The sequence below is a fragment of the Frigoribacterium sp. AP1 genome (genome assembly GCF_056680555.1).
In genome coordinates this window covers 2,432,425-2,457,001 of sequence record NZ_CM155288.1, presented here as the reverse complement: position 1 = coordinate 2,457,001, position 24,577 = coordinate 2,432,425, and the positions used below count along the sequence as shown (strand labels likewise).

Below are 24,577 nucleotides of genomic sequence, written 5' to 3'. Positions count from 1 at the left end.
GTGGCCGCCCGGCGGAAGACTTGGGCGTCAAAAGTTTCACTACTTTTTGAAACCTTCATGGCCACGAAACATCGGGGAAACACCCGGGCCGATGGTCAGGGGGTCCGGTGGGTCCACCGCCCGGCCAGCAGCGTGCCCGCGACGGGGAGGGCGCGCAGGACGTCGTCGGTCGCGGTGAGCGGGTCGGCCTCGGTGACGACGAGATCGGCGACGGAGTCGACCTCCACCCTCGCCCGGCCGCCCGTGGAGGCCGCGAGCGCCGCCGAGGCGACCACGCGTTGCTCGGGGTGCCACGGCTCGCGTCCGTCGCGCGACCGCGAGATCGCCGCCGCCATCGCCACCCAGGGGTCGAGCGGGGCCACCGGCGCATCCGACCCGAGCCTGAGGGTCACCCCCGCGGCGACGAGGCTCTCGAACGGGTACGCGCGGTCGGTCCGGCCGGCCCAGAGCCGGTCGGCCACGTCACGGTCGTCCATGGCGTGCTCGGGCTGCACGCTGGCCACGATGCCGAGGCGCGCGAACCGGTCGACGTCGCGCGCGTCGAGCAACTGCGCGTGCTCGATGCTGCCGCCGCAGCCGACCTTCTCGAGGGCGTCGAGCGCCTGGGCGTTCGCGGCGTCGCCGATCGCGTGCACGGCCGGCACGAACCCCGCCGAGGAGGCGCGGCGCAGCCACCCGACGAGCTCCTCGGTCTCGTAGATGCGCACCCCCCGGGCCGCGGGGTCGCCCTCGAGCCCGGGGTACGGGTCGTGGCACCACGCGGTGCGGGTGCCGAGGGAGCCGTCGGTGATGATCTTGAACGGCCCCATGGTGACGAGGCCGTCGGTGCCCGGGATCTCGTCGCCGGTGCGCAGCCCGCGGGCGACGACGGCGTCGAGGTCGCGCGGGTAGACCCCGGGTCGGATGCGCAGTCCGCGGGTCCCGCCGGCCACGCGGCGGCTCCAGCGGTCGAGCGACAGCGTCATCTCGAGGTCGACGACGCCGACGACCCCCCGCGCGGCAGCCGCGTCGACGGCCTCGGCCACCCACCGGTCGAGCTGCTCGTCCGGGACGACGCTCACGGCGGCGCTGACGTCGAAGGCCGGCTGCTCGCGCAGCAGACCGGTCGGGTGGTCGGCGTGACCGTGACGGGCCAGGGCGGACGAGTCGAGCCAGACGGAGTGGAGGTCGTTGCTGACCAGGACGACCGCCACGTCGCCCGCCACCGAGTCGAGCAGCGCACGGCTCGGGGCGTCGGGCCAGAGCGCGTCCTGGAAGCCGTAGCCGACGAGGGTGCCACCCGCCTCGACCGGCTCGTCGCGCAAGCGCTCCCCCACGATCGAGGCCGCCTCGGCGGCGGACCGCGCCCGCGACAGGTCGAGCCGACGGCGCACCAGCGCCCACTGGTCCATGTGGACGTGGGAGTCCCAGAGGCCCGGGGCGAGCCAGCGGCCGTCGAGGTCGACCACCTCGGCGCCGTCGGGGGCGAGACCGGACGCGAGGGCGACGACACGGCCGCCGTCGAGCAGGACGTCCACGGGGGCGGGCCCGCCGCCGACGAGGCGGACGTCCCTCAGGAGCGTGCGCCGCGCCTCATCGGCCGGGGTGCCGACGCCGACCGTCATCGGTCGCGCACCCGGCGCATCTCGGCGGCCAGCGCGGGCTGCGCGTAGTGCTCGCCGTGCTCGAGCTCGTCGACGATGCGGTCCACGACCTCGGGCGCCTTGTTCTGGCTGAGCTTGGCGCGGGCGTCGAACCGGGTGACGCGCAGGCGGATGCCGACGGTGCCCTTCGCGACCCGCCGAGAGCCCTCGTCGTCGAGGGTGAGGGTCGAGGGCTCGGGCATGACGCGCTCGAAGTGGTCGACGAGCTCGCCGAGCACCCGGAAGTTCTCGTCGTCGGAGAGGATCTCGGGGGTGCCCCACAGATGCGCGGTGACGTGGTTCCAGGTGGGGATGATCTGCTCGGCCGGGTACCAGCCCGGTGAGACGTAGCCGTGCGGGCCCTGGACGATCACCATGACCTCGTGCTCACCGAGCTCGTGCGACCGCTCGTCGGGACGGCCGACGTGGCTGACGATCACGATGGCATCGGGGTCGGCGTCGTCTTGCTCGAGCACGACCGGGTAGTGCGACGCCACGAGTCCCGCGGCCGTGTGGGACACGATCGTGGCCCAGGGGTTCTCTCGGATCAACCGCTTGACCTCGTCGACGTCGGACAAGACGAACGTGGGGGTGTGCCGCATGATGTCACCCTGGCACAGCTTTCAGCCGCGCTTGAAAGCTGTGACACGGACGTAACACGGCGGGCCGGTCAGACCTGGTCGGTCGGGCACCAGTACAGCTTGCGACCCGCGGCCATCTCCATCACGACGTTCGTCCCGCAGACCCGGCAGGGCAGGCCCTCGCGGTGGTAGACCCAGTGCCGGTCGGCCCTGCTGCGCAACGCCTTGGCGTGCTGGGCCTTGGTGAGGCCGTCCATGGTCATCATCTGGCCGAGCTCGACGCCGCTCTTCAACAACTTCGTCCAGTCCTCGTAGAGGGCGCGCAGCACGTCTTCGGGCACCTGGTTGCCGGGCGTGTGCGGGTCGAGCCGGGCGCGGAACAGCAGCTCGGCGCGGTAGATGTTGCCGATGCCGCTGACGACGCTCTGGTCCATCAGCAGCAGACCGATCGGGGTGCGCTTCTTGCGGACGGTCGTGACGAAGCGGTCGCTGCCCTTCTTGGGCGCGTCGACCAGGGGGTCGGGGCCGAGCTTCGAGATCGCCAGGTCGACCCCGGCCGCGTCGAGGACCTCGCACTTCGTCGGGCCACGGAGGTCGCCGACGGCGGTGTCGGTCAGCAGACGCACGCGGACCTGACCGACGGGCTCGGGCGGGAACGACTCGATGTCGTCCTCGGTCTTCTCCTGCTCGGCCATGCGCACGCGCGTCCTGCGAGGGGCACCGATGCTGGCCATCGAGTCCTCGCCGTCGTCGTCGGGAGCGTTCTCGGCCTTGCGGGTCGCTGCCCGGCGCGTGCGCGACTCGGCCATCGAGTGGCCCGTGGCGATGTCACCGGCGAAGTCCCAGGCGCCGTAGAGCCCGAGGTGCACGTGCAGCCAGAGCCCGTTGTCGAACTCGAGGAACATCTGCTTGCCGACGGCCTTCGCGTCGACCATCGTGGCGCCGTCGAGCCGGGTCGCCCCGTCGGCGAACCGCCCCTGGGGCGAGCTCAGCTCGACGCGGTGGCCGACGAAGCTCTGCTCGAACTGGTTGGCGATGCGGTGGACGGAATGGCCCTCGGGCACGGCGGCACCTCTCTCGGTGGTCGGTGGTGACGGTCTCACGCGTGACGGCGGAGACGACGGAGCGGCGAGGCCCCCAACGGGGTCTCGCCGCTCTCGACGTTACGTCGTCAGTCGACCGGGTGACCGGCGATGGCGCCCGTGGTCTCGTACTCGCCGACCTGCGCGATGCGGCGCACGTGGCGTTCGTCGTGGCTGAACGGCTCGGCGACGAACGCGTCGATGAAGGCGAGCGCCTCGGCCTCGGTGTGCTGACGCGCACCGATGGCGATGACGTTCGCGTCGTTGTGCTGACGGGCGAGCTTCGCGGTCGAGTCGTTCCAGACCAGGGCCGCCCGGACCCCCTCGACCTTGTTCGCGGCGATCTGCTCGCCGTTGCCCGAACCGCCGAAGACGACGCCGAGCGCCGCGTGGCCGGCACGCTGGTCACGCACGGTCGCCCGCGCCGCCGCGATGCAGAACGACGGGTAGTCGTCGAGAGGCTCGTAACTCGTCGGACCGTGGTCGGTCACGTCGTGGCCCGCGTCGGTGAGGTGCTGGATGACGGTCGTGCTGAAGTCGAGGCCGGCGTGATCGGTCGCCACGTGGATGCGCATGGTGACCATCTTAGAACCGGGCCACGACGGGGCCGACCGGCACCGCGCCTCCTCGTGGTCCGCCGTCGGGGCCCGAGGAGGCGCGGGTCCTCAGTCGAAGATCGGCCCGACCGTGCGGGAGCGCTTGATCTCGAAGAACCCGGGGTACGACGCCACGGCGACCACGCCGTCCCAGAGGCGGACGGCCTCGTCGCCTTTCGGTGCGGGCGAGATGACGGGGCCGAAGAAGGCCACGCCGTCGACCGCGATGACGGGGGTGCCGACGTCCTGGCCGACGCGGCCGATGCCGTCGAAGTGGCTGGCGCGCATCTGCTCGTCGTACTCGTCGCCGTCGGCGTACCGCGCGAAGTCGGCGGGCAGCCCGACCTCGGCCACGGCCCCGGCGATCACGACGTCGCCGTCCTTCTCGCCCTCGTGGTGGATGCGGGTGCCGAGGGCGTCGTACAGCGGCTTGACGATCTGCTGACCGTGGAGCTCGCCCGCGGCCGTGACGAGACGCGTGTAGCGCAGCATGCGGGCGAAGTTCGCCCTGTACTCGTCGCTGACGTCGGCGTCCTCGTTCAGCACCGCGAGGCTCATGACGTGGAAGGTGACGTCGAGGTCGCGGTGCCGCGCGACCTCGTCGACCCAGCGACTGGTCATCCAGGCCCAGGGACACGAGGGGTCGAACCAGAAGTCGACGACGGTGTGGGGCGCGGGGACGGGGGTGTCGGTCATGCCTCCAGTCAACACCCCGGTGTCGTACAGCCGGTCTAGGCTTTCAGCGGACCACGAGTCCCCCCTCACCCCCCAGACGGATGGAGCCAGCGTGCCCGGAGAGAACCTCACCCGCGTCGAGGCGCAAGAGCGCAAGAACGTCGTCGACGTGCAGTCGTACGAGATCGCCCTCGACCTGACCCGCGGCGACGAGGTGTTCGGCAGCTCGACCACCGTGCGCTTCACCGCCACCCCCGGCGCGTCGACCTTCATCGACGCGCTCACCCGCACCGTGCACTCGGTGACCCTCAACGGTGCCGCGCTCGACGTCGACGCGGTCTCCGACGGCGTCCGCATCCAGCTCGCCGAGCTGGCCGCCGACAACGTGCTCGAGGTCGTCGCCGACGCCGAGTACACCAACACCGGCGAGGGCCTTCACCGCTTCGTCGACCCGGTCGACGGCGAGGTCTACCTCTACTCGCAGTTCGAGGTGCCCGACAGCCGCCGCGTCTTCGCGGTCTTCGAGCAGCCCGACCTCAAGGCGACGTTCCAGTTCACGGTCACCGCGCCCGCACGCTGGCAGGTCGTCAGCAACCAGACCACCCCTGAACCCGTCGTCGACGGCGAGACCGGCACCTGGACGTTCTCGCCCACGCCCGTGCTCTCGAGCTACGTCACGGCGATCATCGCCGGCCCGTACGACGTCGTCCGCAGCGACCTCACCAGCTCCGACGGCCGCACGATCCCGCTGGGCATCTTCACGCGTCGCTCGCTCACGGAGTACCTCGACGCCGACTACATCTTCGAGAAGACCCGTCAGGGCTTCGCCTACTACGAGGACAAGTTCGACTACGCGTACCCCTTCGAGAAGTACGACCAGCTCTTCGTGCCGGAGTTCAACGCCGGCGCCATGGAGAACGCGGGTGCCGTCACCTTCGTCGAGACCTACGTCTTCCGCAGCAAGGTGACCGACGCCATCAAGGAACGCCGCGTCGTCACGATCCTGCACGAGCTCGCCCACATGTGGTTCGGCGACCTCGTCACGATGAAGTGGTGGAACGACCTCTGGCTGAACGAGTCGTTCGCCGAGTGGGCCTCGACCATCTCGACCGCCGAGGCGACCGAGTGGACCGAGGCCTGGACCACCTTCCAGGCGATGGAGAAGAGCTGGGCCTACCGCCAGGACCAGCTGCCGTCGACCCACCCCGTCGTCGCCACGATCACCGACCTCGAGGACGTCCAGGTCAACTTCGACGGCATCACCTACGCCAAGGGCGGGTCGGTCCTCAAGCAGCTCGTCGCCTGGGTCGGCATCGACGCCTTCTACGCCGGCGTCGCCGCGTACTTCAAGAAGCACCACCACTCGAACACCGAGCTGAGCGACCTGCTCGTCGAGCTCGAGGCGACCTCGGGCCGCGAGCTGACCAGCTGGTCGAAGCTCTGGCTCGAGACCGCGGGTGTCAACACGTTGCGTCCCGAGCTCGAGGTGGACGAGGACGGCGTGATCACCTCGTTCGCCGTGCTGCAAGAGGCGCCCGCCGACCACCCCACCATCCGGCCGCACCGCCTCGCCATCGGCCTCTACGCCCTGCAGGGCGACGCGCTGGTGCGCACCGACCGCGTCGAGATCGACGTCGACGGCACCCGCACCGAGGTGCCCGAACTGGTCGGCCTGAACCGCGGCGACCTCGTGCTGATCAACGACGACGACCTCGCCTACGCGAAGATCCGCCTCGACGAGGTGTCGCTCGCCACCGCGATCGCGCACCTGTCGAAGATCTCGAACCCTCTGGCCCGCGCCCTCGTCTGGGGCTCGGTCTGGGACGCGACGCGCGACGCCGAGACCTCGGCCTCCGACTACGTGCGGCTCGTGCTCGACAACATCGCGACCGAGACCGAGTCGACGACGATCCGCACCACGCTCTCGCAGCTGCTGCAGACCGCCCGCAGCTACGTCGCCCCCGCACGCCGCGCCTCCACGATCACCGAGGTCGGCGACGGTCTCTGGGCCCTGGCCCAGGGCGCCGAGGCCGGGTCGGACGCCCAGTTCCAGTTCGTCACCTTCTTCGCCGCGATCGCGTCGACCGATGAGCACGAGGAGGCGCTGGCCGGTCTGCTCGACGGGTCTCGCGCCCTCGAGGGCCTCACGGTCGACACCGACCTGCGCTGGCAGCTGCTCGAGGGCCTCGTGCTCGTCGGCGGCGCCGGCGAGGCCGAGATCGACGCCGCCCTCGCCGAGGACAACACGGCGAACGGCGCCCAGGCGGCCGCACGGGCCCGTGCGACGATCGCGACCACCGAGGGCAAGCTCGCCGCCTTCGCGTCGGTCGTCGACAGCGCCGAGCAGCCCAACGCCATCGTCCGCGCGACGACCCTCGGGTTCCAGCACACGAACGACCCGGCGATCCTGCAGCCGCTCGTCGAGCGCTACTTCTCGTCGCTCACCGGCATCTGGGAGTCGCGCAGCTACCACATCGCCGACACCCTCGTCTCGGGGCTCTACCCGGCCGGCCTCGCCGATCAGGCGCTCGTCGACGCGTCGTACGCGTGGCTCGAGGCGAACCCCGAGACGCCGGCCCTGCGCCGCATCGTGAGCGAGAGCGTCGCGGGCGTCGAGCGGGCCCTGCGGGTGCAGGCGGTCGACCAGCAGTAGTCACGACCCGGGCCGCCCGACGGCCCGATGATCGACCCGGACGGCGGGCCCTCTCACAGGGCCCGCCGTTCCGGCGTCCAGGCGCCTCTCGGGTGGGGTTGCGGCGGCGTGCTTGACTTGTCGCTCATATGGACCTCCTCCTCGCAGCTGCCACCGACCCCGCCGCCCCGATCGCCTTCGACTGGGACGCGTTCTGGACGACGTGGCGCGTCCCCATCCGGATCGTCGCGATCCTGCTCGTCGCGGTGTTGTTGCGCGTCGCCCTGCACTTCACCATCCGTCGGGTCGTGGACCAGGTCGTGAACGGCATCAAGCGAAAGCAGAACGTCGACGACACGCAGGCCCTCATGGCTTCGCCGCTCCAGGCGGTCCGGGTCGTGCAGCGCACTCGCACCCTCGGCAGCGTGCTGAACAACGTGGTCACGGTCGTCGTCGCAGGCATCGCGCTCGTCTTGATCCTCGGCGAACTCAACTTCAACGCCGTCGCCATCGTCAGCGCGGCCGGGGTCGTGGGGGCGGGTCTCGCCTTCGGCGCCCAGAACATCGTCAAGGACATGCTGAACGGCATCTTCATGGTCGCCGAGGACCAGCTCGGCGTGGGCGACGTCGTGGACGTCGGACCCGCCGCCGGCGTGGTCGAGGCGGTGGGCATCAGGGTCACCCAGGTGCGTGACGTCAACGGCGTGCTGTGGTTCGTGCGCAACGGCGAGATCCTGCGGGTGGGCAACATGTCCCAGGGCTGGACGCGCGTGGTCATCGACCTCGCCGTGCCGTACTCGGCCGACGTCGACCAGGTGCAGGACGCCATGCTCAACACGGCCAACGAGCTCGCCGCGATCCCGAAGTGGCGACGCGCCATCATCGACCAACCCGAGGTCTGGGGCATCCAGTCGATCGCCGAGGAGCACGTGGTGATCCGCATCGTCGCCAAGACCCGGTCCTCCGATCGCGACAACGTCGACCGCGAACTGCGCTCACGTCTCAAGAAGACCCTGGACGCCATGGACATCGTGCTGCCCTCGTTGACGAGCGTCGTCCTGACCGGTTTCGACAGCGCCTCCTCGGTCCAGGGCGCCCGGGCGCCGCGTACGGTGCCCACGCCCCATGTGCCGCGGAGCAAGCGCAAGTGAGCGACCTCCCGCTGACGCCGCGCCCGTCCACCGACCAGCCCGCGGCTCCCCCGCCGTCGGCCGTGCCGGTCACCGTCCGGCGGGGTCTCGGTGACGACGCCGCCCAGGGCAACTTCTGGCAGCAGATCGGCGGGCGGCCGACCTTCGAGAAGCTGGTCCGCCGCTTCTACGAGGGCGTCCGGACCGACGACGTGCTCTGGCCGATGTACCCCGAGTCGGATCTCGAAGGGGCGATCCAGCGCTTGACGGGGTTCCTCGAGCAGTACTGGGGCGGACCCACCACCTACAGCCAGGAGCGTGGGCATCCCCGCCTGCGCATGCGGCACATGCCGTTCCGGGTGACGCCCGAGGCACGCGACCACTGGCTGCAGCACATGCGGGTGGCCGTCGACGACCTGGAACTCGCGCCCCTCGACGACGCGATGCTCTGGGGCTACCTCGACCGCGCCGCCCAGGCCATGGTCAACACGTTCGAGCGCTGACCGCTCGCCGACGGACCGCTCGTCTCGGACGGTTCGGCATCGGACCGCTCGTCAGAGCAGGGACGACCGCCGTTTCACGAGGACGTGGCCCTTGGGAGTCGTGAGGCGCGTCCAGGTGCCGGTCTCGAAGACGGCGACCTCGTCCTCGCCGTCGAGGAAGCCCAGGCTGAGCGCACCGAAGCCGGCGCCGGCCGGGACCCCCTCGGCGCCTTCGACGGGGGCCGACCACACGTCGGCCCGCACCCGGTGGACGATCTGCTCGCCGGTGCCCGTGGGGATCGCCTCGGCGACACGGGCGATTCCTGCCTCGGCCGTCGAGCGGAGGCGATCGGCCTCGATCGGGCCGAGCCGTGCCCAGCCGCCGCGAGGCGGCGAGATGGCTGCCCAGGTCACCGTGTTCACCGTGGCCGGCACGGACACGGTGACCGGCGCGGTCGGGTCGACGACGTCGTTCTGCAGGCGCAGGAGGCGCTCTTTCAGCGACCGGACCGGCACCACGGCGTCGAACTCGGGACGGTCGTCGAGTTGGAAGGTGCGGAGCCCCAGCACGGTGGGGCTCGAGTCGAGCAGCCCCATCGGGTAGAAGACGGCGACGTAGACGGCGAGGACACCCGAGCCGGCGATGAGCCGGACCGAACCGTCCTCCACCCGGCCGGCACGCCCGAGATAGGTCGCGAGATCGCTGAGGGACAGGGAGTCGGGGAGGGTGAATGCGTCGTTCATCGGCCCCCTAAACTACATCGGGTGACCGTCGATCCGCTGCAGAGCCTGCTGTCCACCCTCGACCTCTCGCCGGCGGGCAACGTCGGCGGGCAGGACGTCTTCACCGGGGGGTCACAGCCCGAGCCGCTCGGTCGCGTGTTCGGCGGGCAGGTCGCCGCCCAGGCCCTCGTCGCCGCCCAGCGCACCGTCGGGGGCGGACGCGACGTCCATTCGCTGCACTCGTACTTCCTGCGGCCCGGCGACCTCACGATCCCCATCACCTTCACGGTCGACCGCATCCACGACGGTCGCTCGTTCGCGACCCGCCGCACCCAGGCCTCGCAGGACGGCGTGCCGATCTTCTCGATGATCGCGTCCTTCCAGACCCCCGACGAGGGGCTCGACCACCAGGTCGCCATGCCCACCGGGCTGCCCGACCCCGAGGACGTCCCGAGCGACGCCGAGCTGCTGTCGGCCGTCGACAACCCCGTCGCCCAGTCGTGGGCGCGGCGTCCGTTCGACATGCGTCACGTGCCCTCGCCCGTGTTCTTCAGCGTCGAGGGCGACCACGTCGCTCACCAGGCCGTCTGGCTCAAGGCGACGGGCCCGCTGCCCGACGACGCCGACCTGCACCGCGCCGCCCTGCTGTACGCCAGCGACTACACCCTGCTCGAACCGATCTACCGGCGTCACGGCGTCGCGTTCGTCACCCCCGGACTCAAGGTCGCGAGCCTCGACCACGCCATGTGGTGGCACCGCCCCGCCCGAGTCGACGAGTGGCTGCTCTACGTGCAAGAGAGCCCCAACGCGGTCGGTGGCCGCGGGCTCTCGCTCGGGCGCATCTACGACCGCGAGGGCACGCTCGTGGCGAGCGTCGCGCAAGAGGGCATGGTGCGGGTGCCGCGAGGCTGATCCGACTCGCGCCGGTTCAGCGCCGGGTCAGCGCCGACGGAAGGCCAGGGGCTCTTCGACGAACGGCGACCAGGCGTCGCGCTCGACGTCGGAGATGCGTCGTGGCTGGTTGCTCGCCGAGTCGACGAGCACGATCGTGGTGGCGGCCTTCGTGAACAGCTGCCGGGGTTCGACGCCCTCGGGCGACCAGACCTCGTAGCAGACCTCGAGGCTCGCTCCGCCGAGACGTCCGACCCAGATCTGGACGTCGAGCGGGGCCCGCAGGTACGGGATGGGGATCAGGTACTCGAGCTCTTGCCGGGCGATGAGCGTCATGGTGGTGGCGTTCGGACTGCCGTCGAGTACGGCGGCCGACGACCGCTCGTCGATCGCCCCGTCGGCCGACCAGAACGCGTCGATGCGCGCCTCCTCGAGGAGGCGCAGCATCGACGCGTTGTTCACGTGTCGGTACCCGTCGAGATCGCTCCAGCGGACTCGGGTCGGCACGTGCAGGCGGGTCATGACGGTGCGGTGCCGGTCAGTCGCGCGTGAGCTTGCGGTACGTGGCCGAACTCGGCTTCGCCGCGTCGGCACCGAGGCGCTCGATCTTGTTCTCCTCGTACGCCTCGAAATTGCCCTCGAACCAGTACCAGTTGGGGGTGCCGTCCTCGTTCAGGCCCTCCCACGAGAGGATGTGCGTCGCGATGCGGTCGAGGAACCACCGGTCGTGTGTGATGACGACGGCACAACCGGGGAACTCGAGCAGCGCGTTCTCGAGGCTGCCCAGGGTCTCGACGTCGAGGTCGTTGGTGGGCTCGTCGAGCAGCAGCAGGTTGCCGCCCTGCTTGAGGGTCAGCGCCAGGTTGAGGCGGTTGCGCTCACCACCGGACAGCACGCCGGCCTTCTTCTGCTGGTCGGGGCCCTTGAAGCCGAACTGCGACACGTAGGCGCGCGACGGGATCTCGGTCTTGCCGACCTGGATGTAGTCGTGCCCCTCGGACACGACCTCCCACAGGTTCTTGTTCGGGTCGATGCCGCCACGGCTCTGGTCGACGTACGAGATGTCGACCGTCTCGCCGACCTTCAGCTCGCCGCCGTCGAGCGGCTCGAGGCCGACGACGGTCTTGAAGAGGGTCGTCTTGCCGACGCCGTTCGGGCCGATGACGCCGACGATGCCGTTGCGAGGCAGGGTGAACGACAGGTCGTCGATGAGCACCCGCTCACCGAACGCCTTGTGCAGCTTCTTGGCGTCGATGACCTGCGAGCCGAGGCGCGGGCCCACGGGGATCACGATCTCTTCGAAGTCCAAGGTGCGCGTGCGCTCGGCCTCGTTCGCCATCTCTTCGTAGCGCGCCAGACGTGCCTTCGACTTGGCCTGGCGGCCCTTGGCGTTGCTGCGGACCCATTCGAGCTCGGAGGCGAGGCGCTTGGCGAGCTTGGCGTCCTTCTTGCCCTGGACCTGGAGGCGCTCGCCCTTCTTCTCGAGGTAGGTCGAGTAGTTGCCCTCGTAGGGGTAGAGGCGGCCGCGGTCGACCTCGGCGATCCACTCGGCGACGTGGTCGAGGAAGTACCGGTCGTGGGTCACGGCGAGCACGGCGCCGGGGTACTTGCTCAGGTGCTGCTCGAGCCAGAGCACGCTCTCGGCGTCGAGGTGGTTGGTGGGCTCGTCGAGCAGCAGGAGGTCGGGCTTCTGCAGCAGGAGCTTGCACAGCGCCACGCGGCGCTTCTCACCACCGGAGAGGTTCGCGACCTCGAGGTCGCCCGGAGGCGTGCGCAGGGCCGACATGGCCTGCTCGAGCTGGGAGTCGAGGTCCCACGCGTCGGCGGCGTCGATCTCTTCTTGCAGGATGCCCATCTCGGCGAGCAACGCGTCGAAGTCGGCGTCGGGCTCGGCCATGGCGGCCGAGACCTCGTTGAAGCGGTCGAGCTTCTGCTTGATCGGCCCCACGCCCTCTTGGACGTTCTCGAGGACGGTCTTGGTCTCGTCGAGTTCGGGCTCTTGCATCAGGATGCCGACCGAGTAGCCGGGGCTGAGCTTCGCCTCGCCGTTGCTGGGGGTGTCGAGGCCCGCCATGATCTTGAGGATCGTCGACTTGCCGGCGCCGTTCGGCCCCACGACACCGATCTTCGCCCCCGGGATGAACGACATGGTGACGTCGTCGAGGATCAGCTTGTCGCCGACCGCCTTGCGGGCGCGCACCATCGAGTAAATGTATTCGGCCATGGCAGCGAGTCTATCGGGCGGGGCCCCGCCCCCGACGTCACCAGTCGATGGCTCGGGTCGACCCCACGAGGCAGGCGCCCGTGCCGAGCACCGGCGCCGTCTGGCTCGAGTACCCCGCACCGGAGACCTGCCCGATCAGGCAGTCCTGGCCCCAGAGCACCGAGAACTGCACACCGTCGGCGTCGCGGCCGATCGAGGTCGTGTCGGCGGTGACCTGCATCGTCGACTTGTCGAAGCCCGCGGCCACCAGCGCGTCGACGACCGCACGCCCGCCCGGGCGGGCGTTCGCCGCGACGGTCGCGGCGTTCACCTCGTCGAAGTGGGCCAGCGCCTCGGCCGCCGTGGACTCGGACGAGAACGCCGGAGCGCCCGTCGACGTCGCCGTGGGCGGCGTCGTCGGCGCCGGCTCGGGTGACGACGTGCAGCCCGCGAGGGGGACCACCACGGCCAGCAGGATCGCGGCGAGCGCCAGGCCGCGTGGGGGTCTCGAACCGGTCACGGGTGCCCTTCGTCGCGGGTGGCGGCCGCGGGTCGGCGAGCCGTGTCGAGTCTACGGCGTGCCGACCCGCGGGCCGGGAGCACGGGAGCGCCCGGGTGGTCAGAACGGCGCCAGCACCTCGTCGGCGCCGACGGTCGGTGGGGCACCCCAGTCGGCACCGTCGTCCGGGACCGCCGCCCGGTCGGGGTCCGACGAGGACGCATCCGACGCGGAAGCGTCCGAGGGGCCTCCGTGACCGGCCCCGCCGTCGCCCTCCGTCTCGGGTGCAGACCCGCCCTGGTCGGGGGTCGCGGCCGGATCGTCGCCACCCACGGACGACGGCACCACCGGCGCGGCGGTCGGGGCGGACGCGACCCGCCGTTCGAAGGTCGACCTGCCCCAGACGAGGTCGTGCCCGATCGCGTCGGCGTCGACCTCGACCGTCATGCCGCTGCGCTCGCCGGACTCCCACGAGCGGATGCGGACGCGCCCGGTGACGACGACCCGCTGCCCCTTGCGGAGGCTGGCCAGGACGTTGTCGGCGAGCTGGCGGAAGGCCGTGACGGTGTACCAGTTCGTCTCGCCGTCGACCCACTCGCCCTTGACACGGTCGTAGCGCCGCTGCGACGAGGCGAGCCGGAAGCTCGAGATGGAGAGGCCGGTCTGCGTGACGAGGGCCCGGGGGTCGGTCGCGATGATCCCTGTGAGGGTGATGGTGTCTGTCATGACGGGAGTCTCGCGAAGGCGGGACGCCCCCGGGACGGCACCCGCGCCTCCTTGTGGAGAAGAACCGCTGGGGCCGCCCGGGGGACGACGCGACAGAAGGTCGTCCGTCGACGACCGAGCCTCAGTGTTCGCGGAACTCGGGGTAGTCGGCGCCCGGCCCCAACGCCGCGAACAGGGCGCTCTTGGCCACGGCCAGGGTCGGATAGACGCCGCCGTCGGCCCCCTTCGCGGACACGCGCACGGCGAAGCCGTCGTCGGTCCGCAGGATGGTGCCGACCGCGCCTGCCGGGCCCACGGCCACCCAGGTCTGTCGGTGCAAGGTGTTCTGGTCACTCATCGTCGAGCGCCCCTTTCCTCTTCTCTCGGTCGGTCGCGCCGGTCGGCGCGGCCCGTCTACGAGGCGAGCACGTACTTCGCGTACGACTTGCGGATCTTCGTGACCTTCGGCAGAGCGACGGCCGTGCAGTAGCCCTGGCCGGGGTTCTTGGCGAAGAAGTCCTGGTGGTGCTCCTCGGCGTCGTACCAGGTGGGCAGCGGCTCGATCGTCGTGACGACACCGCCGTCCCAGGCCTCGGAGGCACGATCGCGGGCCGCCTCGAAGAGCGCCTCCTGCTCGTCGTCGGCGGGGAACATCGCCGAACGGTACTGGGTGCCGACGTCCGCGCCCTGCCGGTTCAGCTGACGCGGGTCGTGCAGGGTGAAGAAGACGTCGAGGACGACGTCGGCGGGGAGCTTCTCGGGGTCGAAGGTGACCGCGACGGCCTCGGCGTGCCCCGTGCGGCCGGTGCACACGTCGTCGTAGCTCGGCTGCACGGTGTCTCCGCCGGTGTAGCCCGAGACCACCTCGGTGACGCCGTCGAGGGTGCGGTAGACCGCGTCGAGGCACCAGAAGCAACCGCCGGCGAGAACGAATGTCGTCATGCCCGTGAACCTACTCCCGTGTCCGGGCCCCGCCCTAGGCTGACCGCATGAGATCACCCTTCACGCCCTACGTCGCCGACGACGCACGGTACTCACGACTCGACTACGTCCGCACGGGCCGCAGCGGGCTCAAGCTGCCCCGCATCTCGCTGGGCTTCTGGAACAACTTCGGTTCGGACCGCGGACTCGAGACCCAGCGCGACATCGTGCTCCGCGCCTTCGACCGCGGGGTCACCCACTTCGACCTGGCGAACAACTACGGCCCGCCCTACGGTTCGGCGGAAGAGCAGTTCGGCCGCATCGCCGCGGCGAACCTGCGCCCCTACCGTGACGAGATCGTGGTCTCGTCCAAGGCGGGCTACGACATGACCCCCGGGCCGTACGGCGACGGGGGGTCGCGCAAGTACCTGCTGAACTCGCTCGAGGCCAGCCTCGGGCGGCTCGGCATGGACCACGTCGACATCTTCTACTCGCACCGCCCCGACCCCGAGACCCCGATCGACGAGACGATGGGGGCGCTCGCGACGGCCGTCCGGCAGGGCAAAGCGCTCTACGCCGGCATCTCGAACTACGACCCGGCGCAGACCGAGGCCGCGATCGACGCCCTGGCGGCCGAGGGCGTGCCGTTGCTGATCCACCAGCCGCGGTACAACATGTTCGACCGCCGGCCCGAGCGAGGGCTCTTCGACACCCTGCTGACCCGGGGCGTCGGCTCGATCGTGTTCTCGCCGCTGGCCGGGGGCCTCCTGACGAACCGCTACCTCTCGGGCAGCGCTCCTGCGGGCTCGCGCGCGGCCGAGGGCCGCTGGTTCTCCGAGGACGCCTTCGACGAGACCTACCTCTCGCGCGTCCGCGGCCTGAACGAGATCGCGGAGGCGCGGGGCCAGTCGCTCGCGCAGCTCTCGCTCACCTGGGTGCTGCGCCAACCCGCCGTGACCAGCGCCCTCATCGGCGCCTCGTCGGTGGCCCAGCTGGACGACAGCCTGGACGCGCTCCACGGTGCGGAGCTCACCGAGGACGAGCTCGCGGCGATCGAGCCGCTGGCGGTCGACGGAACCGGTCGCTGACGGGACGGCGCGGTGCCGGTCGGGCACCGCGCCCTCCGAGGCGTCCGACCTCGATGTCGGTGGTCACCCCTACCGTCAGGGGTGTTCTCGACAGCATCGGCCGGATGACCTCAGGAGCACCTCATGACCAGCAGCACCCTCGACCACGCGATCGTCCCACCTGCCCCGCACGCTCACGCAGGCGTTCCCCTCCCCGCCTTGCGCTCGACCCGGGGCGGCCTGCAGCTCGTCCAGGTGCACGACGACCTCGCACGGGTGACCCGACCCGGTGGCGAGATCGTGGGCTACGTCGAGCGCTTCGACGACCCTCAGGGTGATCGGTACCGAGCCAAACGGTTCCTCCCCCGTCAGCGTCGATTCGTCGAGATCGGCGAGTTCTGGAGTCGAGACGACGCCACCGACTGCTTCCGGTTCGCCTGATCCCGATGACGCCCCCCAGGGGCCGTGACGGCCTGCCCGACGGTGGGCTCGCCAGCATGTCGCAGCCGCGCAACCTTCGACCTCGGCTGTAGTGTTCGCCCCATGCAGTGGTGGAACGGTTTCGTCGAATGGCTCTCTTCCGACAACGGGTGGCGCGTCGTCACCGACGCGGTGATCCCCTTCGTCGCCATCGTCGTGGCCGGCGTCGTCGCAGCTCTCATCGGCCGCGCGAGCACGCGACGGGTCGTGTCGTTGCACGAGGACGAGGCGAAAGCGGCGGCGGTCGCGGCCCTCGTCTCGGCGGCCCGCAAGGGTGCCGTCTACAGCTCGCTCGGGGTCGAGGAGCGCACCTACGCCGATCACCTCGGCCACGAAGCCGACGTCCGCCTGCGGCTGCTGCCCGCGACCGGCAGCACCCTCGCCGCCGACTGGGCCGCGCACGAACTGGCCGAGATCAAGCGCAACTCGGCGTCCTTCAGCTTCCAGTCCGAGCAGACGCTGGGTGAACTCCGCGACCGCCTCGTCGAGTGGCAGGACCGCCCCGGGCGGGCAAAGAAGCTGTTCCGCGACGATCTCGCCCGCTGGAAGTACGAAGAAGCCGACGTCGACCGCGACACGGCCGCGAAGCAGAAGGCCTGGGAGGCCGAGCAGCGCGCCGCGGCGGTGACCGAGAAGCGACGCACCGAGGCCTCCGCACCCTCGGGTGCCGCACCCTCGGCAGCGCTCCGCCCCGCGGCCCTCGACGATGCCCCGGTCCGGGGTGGCGACGAGGCCTACCGAGCACCCACGGCTCCCGCCCCGCTGGCCGGACCGTCGCCGGTGTCCGCGCCCGAGGCACCGGCCGTCACGTCGGGTGATGCGTCCCACGACGACACCCGCGACGACCCGATGGACGACGAGCGCTACGAGCAGCCGGTCAGTGCGAGCCAGGTCCGCCGCCGCACGGCACCCGAACCCGCGGACGACTGACCACGTGGACGACGACGCGCCCCCGACCGAGGTCGGGGGCGCGTCGTCGTTGAGGGGGTGTGGCGTGGTGCCCCCGGCAGCCAGCGTCATCAACACAGTGAACCTGCGACCAAGAGCTGAGAAGCACCGCGTGGATCATCGGTGGCGTGGTGCCCCCGGCAGCCAGCGTCATCAACACAGTGAACCTGCGACCAAGAGATGAGAAGCACCGCGTGGATCATCGGTGGTGTGGTGCCCCCGGCAGGAATCGAACCTGCGACCAAGAGATTAGAAGGCTCCTGCTCTATCCGCTGAGCTACGGGGGCGGACCCGTCCACGATACCGTGCCCGGCCCGGCGAGCCGGGTCGGGCACGGCGTCGGTCAACCCAGCGGGCTGGTCAGGTCGTACAGCGTGACCCCGTCGACCTCGGTCGGGCTGAAGTTCGCCTCGACCCACGCCGCGATCTCGCTGGAGGACGAGCTGCCGCCGTTCGACTGCCCGACGGTCCCCCCGACGAACCAGTGGATCTGTCCGTCGGTGACGTACTGCTCGAACTGTTCCAGGGTCGGTGACGGGTCGCTGCCGTTGAACCCGCCGGCCGCCATGACCGGGTCGCCGGTCGCGAGCTGGTAGCCCGCCGCGGTGTTCGACCCGACGGCCGCGGCGACCCAGGTGTACCGGTCCGCGTCCGCGCCGACCAGGGCGGCGAGCTCGTCGCTGACCGAGCCCGAGCCGAGCAGCGAGCCGGCTCCGCCCCCGCCACCGGGGAATCCTCGCGTGGCCGTACCCGCGCCTCCTGCGGTTCCCGCTCCGGTGCCGGTGCCCGCTCCCCTGCCGGTGCCGCCCGGCAGCTGCGGGGGCGTGCCGCCAGCCGTACCGCCGGGCCCGCCACCCGCGGCACCGCCGCCACCGCCGAACCCGCCTGCGCCGCCACCGCCGAACCCGCCCGTGCCACCCGAGACGGTCGGCCCGGCCGTGACGATCGAGCCGGTGTGGGCGGTCGACACGGTCTCGACCGAGTAGGCCGCCGGAGCCAGCAGGCCGCCCGTGACCAGCACGGCGAGCGTCGCCGCCGTGAGCGCCCGACCCCTTCGCGGCAGCAGCACGAGCACGGCGCCCACCACGGCGAGCGCGACGACGACGTACCGGAGCCACGGGTGCCAGTCCTCAGCCCGTCCGAGCAGCACCCAGGCCCAGACCCCCGTGAGCAGAGCCGACACCGCCAGCACGATCCGCACCCACAGCCGGGCCCGTCGCCGCCACAGCACGTCGGCCGCGGCCCCGAGGGTGACCGCCACGGCCGGGGCGAGGGCCACCGTGTAGTACGCGTGGAAGATGCCGGACATGAAGCTGAAGACGAGGGCTGTCAGCACCGTCCAGCCACCGAACAGCAGCAGGGTCGCCCGACGGGCCGAGGTCCGGTGTCGCCTGCCGAGCAGCACGAGTGCCGAGACGCCGATCACGAGGGCGGCGGGAAGCAGCCAGGTGATCTGGCCTCCGAACTCGCCCGTGAAGAGCCGGGTGATGCCGGTCTCGCCCCACATGCCTGTCGTGGCCGCGCCGGTGCCACCGCCCCCGCCCGTCACGCTGCCCGTCTCGTCGCCCGTGAGCCGTCCGAGGCCGTTGTAGCCGAAGGTCAACTCGAGGAACGAGTTCGTCTGCGAGCCACCGACGTACGGCCGCATGCTCGCGGGCACCAGCTCGACGAGGGCGACCCACCAGCCGGCCGACACCACGACCGCACCGAGCGCGGCCAGCAGGTGCAGCACCCGCTTGCGCAGCAGGACGGGCGCCGCGACGAGGTACACCCCGGCCAGCACGGGCAGGATGACGAACGCCTGCAGCTGCTTGGTCAGGAAGCCGAAGCCGATCGCCACGCCGGCCCAGACGACCCAGCGGATGCGGCCCGTCTCGACGCCGCGCAGGGTCAGGTACGTGGCGAGGGTCAGCAGCAACACGAGCAGCGCGTCGGGGTTGTTGAAGCGGAACATCAACACGGCGACCGGGGTCAGCGCGAGGACTCCGCCGGCGACGAACGCGGCGACGGCCGAGAAGTGCCGCCGCACCGTGGCCCAGACGAGGCCGACGGTCGCGACGCCCATCAGGGCCTCGGGCAGCAGGATGCTGAACGACGACAGCCCGAACACCCGGACCGACAGCGCCATGACCCACAGGCTCGCGGGCGGCTTGTCGACCGTGATCGAGTTCGCAGCGTCGGAGGAGCCGTAGAGGAAGGCCTCCCAGTTCTGCGAACCGGCCTGCACCGCGGCCGAGTAGAACGAGTTCGCCCAGCCGTTCGCCGACAGGTTCACCAGGTAGAACGCACCCGTGGCGACCAGCAGCGCGAGGAACGCCGGACGCTCCCACCGTGCCGCGTCCTCGCGCCCGCGCACCAGACGGCGAGCGAGCGAACGGAGGCGCGGGCCGGCCGAGCCGGACGGCGAGCGTCGGTCGCTCAGCAGCACCGGCGTCGTCCCGGCGCTCATCGACGGACCGCCGTGACGTCGTCGTCGCCGGCCACGGCGGCGAAGCGGGTGGTGAGGTCGGACACGGGGTCGGTGGCACCGACCCGCTCGTCGGCCGGTCCCAGCGTGACGTGCGTCGCCTCCGACCGGAACACCCAGACGCGCAACAGCACGAAGCGCAGCACGGTCGCGGCGAGGTTCGCGGCCGTCAACACGAGCAGCTCGGCCTGGGCTCCTGCCGCGGGCGCCGCGGCGTGCAGCACGACGAGGGACCCCGAGGTCAGCACCCAGGCGAGCGCGAAGACCATCAGCCCTTGCAGCTGGTGTCGCGCCACGCCCGACGCTCCCCTCACCCCGAACGTGAACCGCCGGTTGGCGGCCGTGTTGACCACGGCCGTCACGAGCAACGACACGGAGTTCGCCGCCTGGGCCGGCACCACCTGCTGCGCGACGAGGTAGAGCAGCGCGTACGCGGCGGTCGAGGCGACCCCGACGACGCCGAACCGCACGACCTGCGCGAAGAACGTCGGAGGCGCGGGCGGCTCGAACGGACGCCTCCCGATCGCGTCGTACACGGCCTGGACGGGGATCGTGCCCCGGGCGATGCCCGAGCCCACCCGCAGCATCCCCCGGAGGTCGGCGGCGGCCGTGGAGACGATGTCGACCGAGCTGTCGGGGTCGTCGATCCAGTCGACGGGGACCTCGTGGATGCGCAGACCCGAGCGCTCGGCGAGGATCAGCAGTTCGGTGTCGAAGAACCACCCGGTGTCCTCGACGAGGGGCAGCAGTCGCGCGGCGGCCTCGCGCCGGATCGCCTTGAAGCCGCACTGGGCGTCGCTGAACCCGACCCCCATCGTGCGACGCAGCAGGAAGTTGTAGCTGCGCGAGACGAACTCCCGCTTGCCGCCGCGCACGACCCGCGACGACCGGCTCAGCCGCGTGCCGATCGCGAGGTCGGAGTGGCCGGAGAGCAACGGTGCGACGAGCGGGCCGAGCGCCGAGAGGTCGGTGGAGAGGTCCTCGTCGAGGTAGACCAGCACGTCGGCGGGCGAGGCCGCCCAGACCTGCTTGAGGGCACGGCCTCGGCCCTTCTCGGCGAGGTGGACGGCGGTCACGCCCGGCAGGCGTCGGGCGAGGTCGTCGGCGAGGGCCGACGTGCCGTCGGTGCTGGCGTTGTCGGCCACGGTGATGCGCCAGGTCTCGGTGACGTGGCGGTTCAGATGGTCATGGAGGCTCGTGATGCTGGCCTCGAGGGTGGCGACCTCGTCGAAGACGGGCACCACGATGTCGAGACGCAGGATGTCGGTGTCAGGCATGGGACCACGATCGGTCGCCACCCCATCAGCGGCCTCGCACCAGTCGATGGCGACGCCGCAGAGATCCTATGAGCCTTCGATGACGGGTGCGCCGCGATCAGATCGCGAGGGACAGGGCCCCGAGCAGGCGGTCCAGCGTCGGCACTCCCGGCGAGCGGAACACGACCTCGCCGTCGTCCCGTGTGATCACGATGGTCGGCGTGCTGCGGACGTCACGCCGTTCGGCAGCCTCCGGCCGGGCCGCGACGTCGGCCTCGTCGACGACGAGGGAGGGCACGAGCGCGCCCGCCTCGGCCACGACCGCCCTGGCCGCGTGGCAGGGACCGCAGAAGGCGGACGTGTACAGCTCGAGCATCATGCCGGGGACAACGAGGAGGCGCGGGGGAAACTTCCCCCGCGCCTCCTGCGGTCTCGTGCGTGGTCGCGGCCGGAGCCGCGGACGTCAGTTGTCGCGGTCGTCGTTGCGGTCTTCCGGGTCGTCGACCGGGTCGCTGTCCTTCGCGTCGAGGGAGTAGTGCACCTGCAGCTGCTCGCCGACCATCTTCGCCTCGGTGGCGGTGTAGACGATGCCGGTCTCCATGCCGTCGATCAACACGAAGTCGGTGATCTGCTCGTCGTACGAACCGTCGGTGCTGATGCGGGTGTCGGTGGAGCCGTCGCTCGGACCACCGTCGAAGAAGACGACGTACTCGGAACCCTCGGCCACGGTGGGCTTGCTGTCTGTCATGCCCACAGGTCTACCAGGAGGCGCGGAGTCGGCGCCCAGCTTCCCTTCGCCGGAAACAGATAGCCGAGCTATATAGCTGGGCTATACACTTGGCGGATGACTTCCCAGCCGTCCGACATCCTGGAATCACTCCTGACGTCGACCCATCGCCTGACGCGCATCGCCGCGCAGGAGACCGGCCGCACCACCTCACCCGCCGTCTGGCGGACGCTCTCGATCCTGACGACCGACGGCGAGCTGCGCGTCGGCGACCTCGCCCGGGCAAGCCGCGTCTCACAGCCGACCATGACCAAGCTCGTGCGAGGGCTCACCGACGACGAGCTGGTGAAGCGCATCGCCGACACCGACGACTCCCGGGCCTGGCTGATCGCCATCACCGACAAGGGCACGGCGGCCCTCACCGAATGGCGGGGGCAACTCGCCGACTCGCTCGGCGGCCTGTTCGCCGACCTCGACGACGACGAGTGGGCCGTGCTCGAGCACGCGACCCGCCTGCTGGCCTCGCGGGTCGGCACCCGTGCCGACGTCCGCGCCGACACCGAGGCGGTGTTCGCGTGAGCGCGCCCGCCTCCGCCTCCGCCCGCACCACGCCCGAACCGAAGCCGAGCATCCTGAAGCAGCCGACCGCCGTGTGGGCCATCGCCTTCGCCTGCGTCGTCGCCTTCATGGGCATCGGCCTCGTCGACCCGATCCTCCCCGCCATCGCGGAGTCGCTGAAGGCCAGCCCGACGCAGACCGAGCTGCTCTTCACCAGCTACCTCGCCGTCACGGGCGTCGCGATGTTCTTCACCAGCTGGGTGTCGAGCCGACTCGGCGCCAAGCGCACCCTGCTGATCGGGCTGGCCCTGATCGTCGTCTTCGCCCTGCTCGCCGCCACCAGCGGCGACGTCTGGTCGATCATCGGCTTCCGTGCCGGCTGGGGGCTCGGCAACGCCCTGTTCATCTCGACCGCGCTCGCGACCATCGTCGGGGCGGCGTCCGGCGGAACGGCCTCGGCGATCATCCTCTACGAGGCGGCACTCGGCCTCGGCATCGCCATCGGCCCGCTGATCGGCGGCCTGCTCGGCTCGGTCAGCTGGCGCGGCCCGTTCTTCGGTGTCACCACGTTGATGGCGATCGCCTTCATCGCGATCGCGCTCTTCCTGAAGGGCGACGCCATGGCGAAACCCACGCCGACAGCGCTCTCTGCACCGTTCCGCGCCCTGGGCAACCCGGCGCTCGGCGCCCTCGCCGCGACCGCCCTCTTCTACAACATCGGCTTCTTCGTCCTGCTCGCCTACACGCCCTACCCGCTCGGCTTCGGCGCGCTCGGCATCGGCTTCACCTTCTTCGGCTGGGGAGTCGGCCTCGCGATCACCTCCGTCTGGGTCGCCCCGCTGCTGACCGCACGCCTGCGCCGGACGACCGTGCTGCGCATCGCCCTCCCCCTGCTCGCGCTCGACCTCGTCGCCGCCGCGGTCGTCGTCGGGACGCCGGCCGCGCTCGTGGTCTGCGTCGTCGTCGGCGGCCTCGTGCTCGGCGTGCTCAACACCGTGCTGACCGAGTCCGTCATGGAGGCCACCGACCTGCCCCGCTCGGTCGCGTCCAGCGCCTACTCGGGCGTGCGCTTCCTCGGCGGCGCCGTCGCCCCGCCCGTCGCCACCCTGCTCGCCGACACGATCGCCCCGAGCGCCGCCTACGTCTTCGCCGCCGCGAGCGTCGCCGTCGCCTTCGTCGTCGTGGTGGCCGCGCGCGGCGCCCTGCGCCGGGTCGACGACGGCCCCGAACCGGCTCGCGTCGAGGCCGAGGCCATCGGAGCCGGCGAGGCGATCTGACCGACCCGGACCGCGCCTCCTACACGGGTCCGGGGGCAGGAGGCGCGGTGCCGGAAGGGCACCGGACTAGACTCGCGGAATGGCTACGAGCAACGACCGACTGGTCTGGATCGACTGCGAGATGACCGGGCTCGACCTCTCGGTCGACGAACTGGTCGAAGTGGCCGTGGTCGTGACCGACTTCGACCTGACGCCCGTCCACCCTGGCTTCACGATCGTCATCAGACCCGACCAGTCCGCCCTCGACAACATGGGCGAGTTCGTCACCGAGATGCACCGCTCGTCGGGCCTCATCGACGAGATCCCGAACGGCGTCAGCCTCGCCGAAGCCGAGTTCGAGGTGCTGGAGTACATCCTCAAGTACGTCCCCACCGAGCAGCACGCCCCCCTCGCCGGCAACACCATCGGCACCGACCGGGCCTTCCTCGCGAAATACATGCCCCGCGTCGACGGCCACCTGCACTACCGCAGCGTCGACGTGTCGTCCATCAAAGAACTGGCCCGCCGCTGGTTCCCCCGCGTGTACTTCAACGCCCCCCAGAAGCACGGCGGCCACCGCGCCCTCGCCGACATCCTCGAGTCCATCCGCGAACTCGAGTACTACCGTCGTGCCGGCTTCGTCGCCGACCCCGGCCCCACCACCGACGACGTCCAAGCGATCTCGAAGGCCGTCGTGGACGAATGGGCCCCCAGGCTGTAGTAGAGTCTTCTCGTTGCGATCGCTTCGGCGGTCGCGCATGGTGGGTATAGCTCAGCTGGTAGAGCGCCTGGTTGTGGTCTAGGAGGCCGCGGGTTCAAGCCCCGTTACTCACCCGAATGGAATCCCCTGCCCTCCGATGGGCAGGGGATTTTTCGGGCTCTGGCGCCTTCTGGTCGTGGATGCGCGAGCGCATCCCCGACGTCGCAGGTCAAGACATCGCTTGGCTCGTCACGGTCGCGGGTCAGGACATCGCTTCGCTCGTCACGGTCGAGACATCGCGAGGGAGAAGTCGCTTCGCTCGTCGACTCTGGGGGCCGGGGCGTCGGCGTGGGAGGGTGGTGACGTGGACGACGAA

General features: G+C 70.9%; 26 protein-coding genes and 2 tRNA genes. 11 read left to right on the top strand and 17 right to left on the bottom strand.

Annotation, left to right across the window (positions count from 1 at the left end; all coding sequences use genetic code 11):
• Nucleotides 1-95: 95 nt before the first annotated feature.
• From AC1MBW_RS11760 to AC1MBW_RS11740, 5 genes are all read right to left on the bottom strand, one after another.
• Nucleotides 96-1,604, bottom strand: coding sequence for an amidohydrolase (locus AC1MBW_RS11760; RefSeq protein ID WP_480024587.1), 1,509 nt, complete (start codon nucleotides 1,602-1,604; stop codon nucleotides 96-98).
• Nucleotides 1,601-2,224 (bottom strand): FMN-binding negative transcriptional regulator, encoded by a 624-nt coding sequence (locus tag AC1MBW_RS11755; protein ID WP_480024586.1) that lies wholly within the window; start codon nucleotides 2,222-2,224, stop codon nucleotides 1,601-1,603. The genes AC1MBW_RS11760 and AC1MBW_RS11755 overlap by 4 nt, the downstream gene beginning before the upstream one ends.
• 68 nt (nucleotides 2,225-2,292) lie before the next feature.
• Nucleotides 2,293-3,267 carry an Fpg/Nei family DNA glycosylase gene (locus AC1MBW_RS11750; protein ID WP_480024585.1) on the bottom strand — a complete coding sequence of 325 codons (975 nt, stop codon included), beginning with the start codon at nucleotides 3,265-3,267 and terminating at the stop codon, nucleotides 2,293-2,295.
• 107 nt (nucleotides 3,268-3,374) lie between these two features.
• Nucleotides 3,375-3,860 carry a ribose-5-phosphate isomerase gene (locus AC1MBW_RS11745; protein ID WP_480024584.1) on the bottom strand — a complete coding sequence of 162 codons (486 nt, stop codon included), beginning with the start codon at nucleotides 3,858-3,860 and terminating at the stop codon, nucleotides 3,375-3,377.
• 90 nt (nucleotides 3,861-3,950) lie between these two features.
• Nucleotides 3,951-4,577, bottom strand: coding sequence for a mycothiol-dependent nitroreductase Rv2466c family protein (locus AC1MBW_RS11740; RefSeq protein WP_480024583.1), 627 nt, complete (start codon nucleotides 4,575-4,577; stop codon nucleotides 3,951-3,953).
• A 91-nt stretch (nucleotides 4,578-4,668) separates the two neighbouring features.
• On the opposite strand from AC1MBW_RS11740, the gene pepN reads away from it, so the two are divergent.
• From pepN to AC1MBW_RS11725, 3 genes are all read left to right on the top strand, one after another.
• On the top strand, nucleotides 4,669-7,209 hold the full coding sequence (gene pepN / locus AC1MBW_RS11735; protein WP_480024582.1) for an aminopeptidase N: 2,541 nt from the start codon (nucleotides 4,669-4,671) through the stop codon (nucleotides 7,207-7,209).
• 128 nt (nucleotides 7,210-7,337) lie between these two features.
• Nucleotides 7,338-8,339 carry a mechanosensitive ion channel family protein gene (locus tag AC1MBW_RS11730; RefSeq protein WP_480024581.1) on the top strand — a complete coding sequence of 334 codons (1,002 nt, stop codon included), beginning with the start codon at nucleotides 7,338-7,340 and terminating at the stop codon, nucleotides 8,337-8,339.
• A gap of 62 nt (nucleotides 8,340-8,401) precedes the next feature.
• The gene (locus tag AC1MBW_RS11725; RefSeq protein ID WP_054145218.1) at nucleotides 8,402-8,821 is read left to right on the top strand and encodes a globin; all 420 of its coding nucleotides are present in this window, start codon (nucleotides 8,402-8,404) and stop codon (nucleotides 8,819-8,821) included.
• Nucleotides 8,822-8,872: 51 nt separating this feature from the next.
• Here AC1MBW_RS11725 and AC1MBW_RS11720 read toward each other — a convergent pair whose 3' ends face one another.
• Nucleotides 8,873-9,544: a DUF8185 domain-containing protein gene (locus AC1MBW_RS11720; protein WP_480024580.1), complete on the bottom strand. Its 672-nt coding sequence runs from the start codon at nucleotides 9,542-9,544 to the stop codon at nucleotides 8,873-8,875.
• Nucleotides 9,545-9,565: 21 nt separating this feature from the next.
• On the opposite strand from AC1MBW_RS11720, the gene AC1MBW_RS11715 reads away from it, so the two are divergent.
• On the top strand, nucleotides 9,566-10,435 hold the full coding sequence (locus AC1MBW_RS11715) for an acyl-CoA thioesterase (protein WP_055973780.1): 870 nt from the start codon (nucleotides 9,566-9,568) through the stop codon (nucleotides 10,433-10,435).
• Nucleotides 10,436-10,462: 27 nt separating this feature from the next.
• Here the strand turns inward: AC1MBW_RS11715 and AC1MBW_RS11710 are convergent, their stop codons facing one another.
• The 6 genes from AC1MBW_RS11710 to msrA all read right to left on the bottom strand — a co-directional run bounded on the left by AC1MBW_RS11710 (nucleotide 10,463) and on the right by msrA (nucleotide 14,763).
• Entirely contained in the window at nucleotides 10,463-10,936 is a 474-nt protein-coding gene (locus tag AC1MBW_RS11710; protein WP_480024579.1) for an acyl-CoA thioesterase, read from the bottom strand.
• Nucleotides 10,937-10,952: 16 nt separating this feature from the next.
• Nucleotides 10,953-12,638: an energy-dependent translational throttle protein EttA gene (ettA, locus tag AC1MBW_RS11705; protein WP_480024578.1), complete on the bottom strand. Its 1,686-nt coding sequence runs from the start codon at nucleotides 12,636-12,638 to the stop codon at nucleotides 10,953-10,955.
• 37 nt (nucleotides 12,639-12,675) lie between these two features.
• Nucleotides 12,676-13,137: a DUF6993 domain-containing protein gene (locus AC1MBW_RS11700; RefSeq protein WP_480024577.1), complete on the bottom strand. Its 462-nt coding sequence runs from the start codon at nucleotides 13,135-13,137 to the stop codon at nucleotides 12,676-12,678.
• Nucleotides 13,138-13,236: 99 nt separating this feature from the next.
• Nucleotides 13,237-13,842 (bottom strand): single-stranded DNA-binding protein, encoded by a 606-nt coding sequence (locus AC1MBW_RS11695; RefSeq protein WP_480024576.1) that lies wholly within the window; start codon nucleotides 13,840-13,842, stop codon nucleotides 13,237-13,239.
• 121 nt (nucleotides 13,843-13,963) lie between these two features.
• Entirely contained in the window at nucleotides 13,964-14,179 is a 216-nt protein-coding gene (locus AC1MBW_RS11690) for a methyltransferase (RefSeq protein WP_480024575.1), read from the bottom strand.
• A gap of 56 nt (nucleotides 14,180-14,235) precedes the next feature.
• A complete protein-coding gene (gene msrA / locus AC1MBW_RS11685; protein WP_054145262.1) occupies nucleotides 14,236-14,763 on the bottom strand; it encodes a peptide-methionine (S)-S-oxide reductase MsrA in 528 nt (175 codons plus the stop codon).
• Between the two features lie 47 nt (nucleotides 14,764-14,810).
• Here msrA and AC1MBW_RS11680 point away from each other — a divergent pair, with 47 nt between their 5' ends.
• From AC1MBW_RS11680 to AC1MBW_RS11670, 3 genes are all read left to right on the top strand, one after another.
• A complete protein-coding gene (locus tag AC1MBW_RS11680) occupies nucleotides 14,811-15,830 on the top strand; it encodes an aldo/keto reductase (protein WP_054145263.1) in 1,020 nt (339 codons plus the stop codon).
• Nucleotides 15,831-15,953: 123 nt separating this feature from the next.
• Complete coding sequence (locus AC1MBW_RS11675) at nucleotides 15,954-16,250, top strand: hypothetical protein (RefSeq protein WP_235450949.1); 297 nt, start codon at nucleotides 15,954-15,956, stop codon at nucleotides 16,248-16,250.
• A gap of 102 nt (nucleotides 16,251-16,352) precedes the next feature.
• On the top strand, nucleotides 16,353-17,219 hold the full coding sequence (locus AC1MBW_RS11670; protein ID WP_480024574.1) for a hypothetical protein: 867 nt from the start codon (nucleotides 16,353-16,355) through the stop codon (nucleotides 17,217-17,219).
• A 229-nt stretch (nucleotides 17,220-17,448) separates the two neighbouring features.
• Here AC1MBW_RS11670 and AC1MBW_RS11665 read toward each other — a convergent pair.
• From AC1MBW_RS11665 to AC1MBW_RS11645, 5 genes are all read right to left on the bottom strand, one after another.
• Nucleotides 17,449-17,524, bottom strand: a tRNA-Arg gene (locus AC1MBW_RS11665).
• A 56-nt stretch (nucleotides 17,525-17,580) separates the two neighbouring features.
• Nucleotides 17,581-19,686 (bottom strand): glycosyltransferase family 39 protein, encoded by a 2,106-nt coding sequence (locus AC1MBW_RS11660; protein WP_480024573.1) that lies wholly within the window; start codon nucleotides 19,684-19,686, stop codon nucleotides 17,581-17,583.
• Complete coding sequence (locus AC1MBW_RS11655) at nucleotides 19,683-20,981, bottom strand: bifunctional glycosyltransferase family 2/GtrA family protein (protein ID WP_480024572.1); 1,299 nt, start codon at nucleotides 20,979-20,981, stop codon at nucleotides 19,683-19,685. Before AC1MBW_RS11655 ends, AC1MBW_RS11660 begins: the two co-directional genes overlap by 4 nt.
• A gap of 97 nt (nucleotides 20,982-21,078) precedes the next feature.
• Nucleotides 21,079-21,339, bottom strand: a complete 261-nt coding sequence (locus tag AC1MBW_RS11650; protein ID WP_480024571.1) for a glutaredoxin family protein — start codon at nucleotides 21,337-21,339, stop codon at nucleotides 21,079-21,081.
• An 84-nt stretch (nucleotides 21,340-21,423) separates the two neighbouring features.
• Nucleotides 21,424-21,708, bottom strand: a complete 285-nt coding sequence (locus AC1MBW_RS11645; RefSeq protein ID WP_043597121.1) for a hypothetical protein — start codon at nucleotides 21,706-21,708, stop codon at nucleotides 21,424-21,426.
• A 96-nt stretch (nucleotides 21,709-21,804) separates the two neighbouring features.
• Here AC1MBW_RS11645 and AC1MBW_RS11640 point away from each other — a divergent pair, with 96 nt between their 5' ends.
• The 4 genes from AC1MBW_RS11640 (at nucleotide 21,805) to AC1MBW_RS11625 (ending at nucleotide 24,335) form a co-directional block, all read left to right on the top strand.
• A complete protein-coding gene (locus AC1MBW_RS11640) occupies nucleotides 21,805-22,266 on the top strand; it encodes a MarR family winged helix-turn-helix transcriptional regulator (RefSeq protein ID WP_480024570.1) in 462 nt (153 codons plus the stop codon).
• Nucleotides 22,263-23,522, top strand: a complete 1,260-nt coding sequence (locus tag AC1MBW_RS11635; protein WP_480024569.1) for an MFS transporter — start codon at nucleotides 22,263-22,265, stop codon at nucleotides 23,520-23,522. Before AC1MBW_RS11640 ends, AC1MBW_RS11635 begins: the two co-directional genes overlap by 4 nt.
• A gap of 79 nt (nucleotides 23,523-23,601) precedes the next feature.
• Complete coding sequence (orn, locus tag AC1MBW_RS11630) at nucleotides 23,602-24,222, top strand: oligoribonuclease (RefSeq protein ID WP_480024568.1); 621 nt, start codon at nucleotides 23,602-23,604, stop codon at nucleotides 24,220-24,222.
• Nucleotides 24,223-24,262: 40 nt separating this feature from the next.
• Nucleotides 24,263-24,335, top strand: a tRNA-His gene (locus AC1MBW_RS11625).
• Nucleotides 24,336-24,577 lie beyond the last annotated feature (242 nt).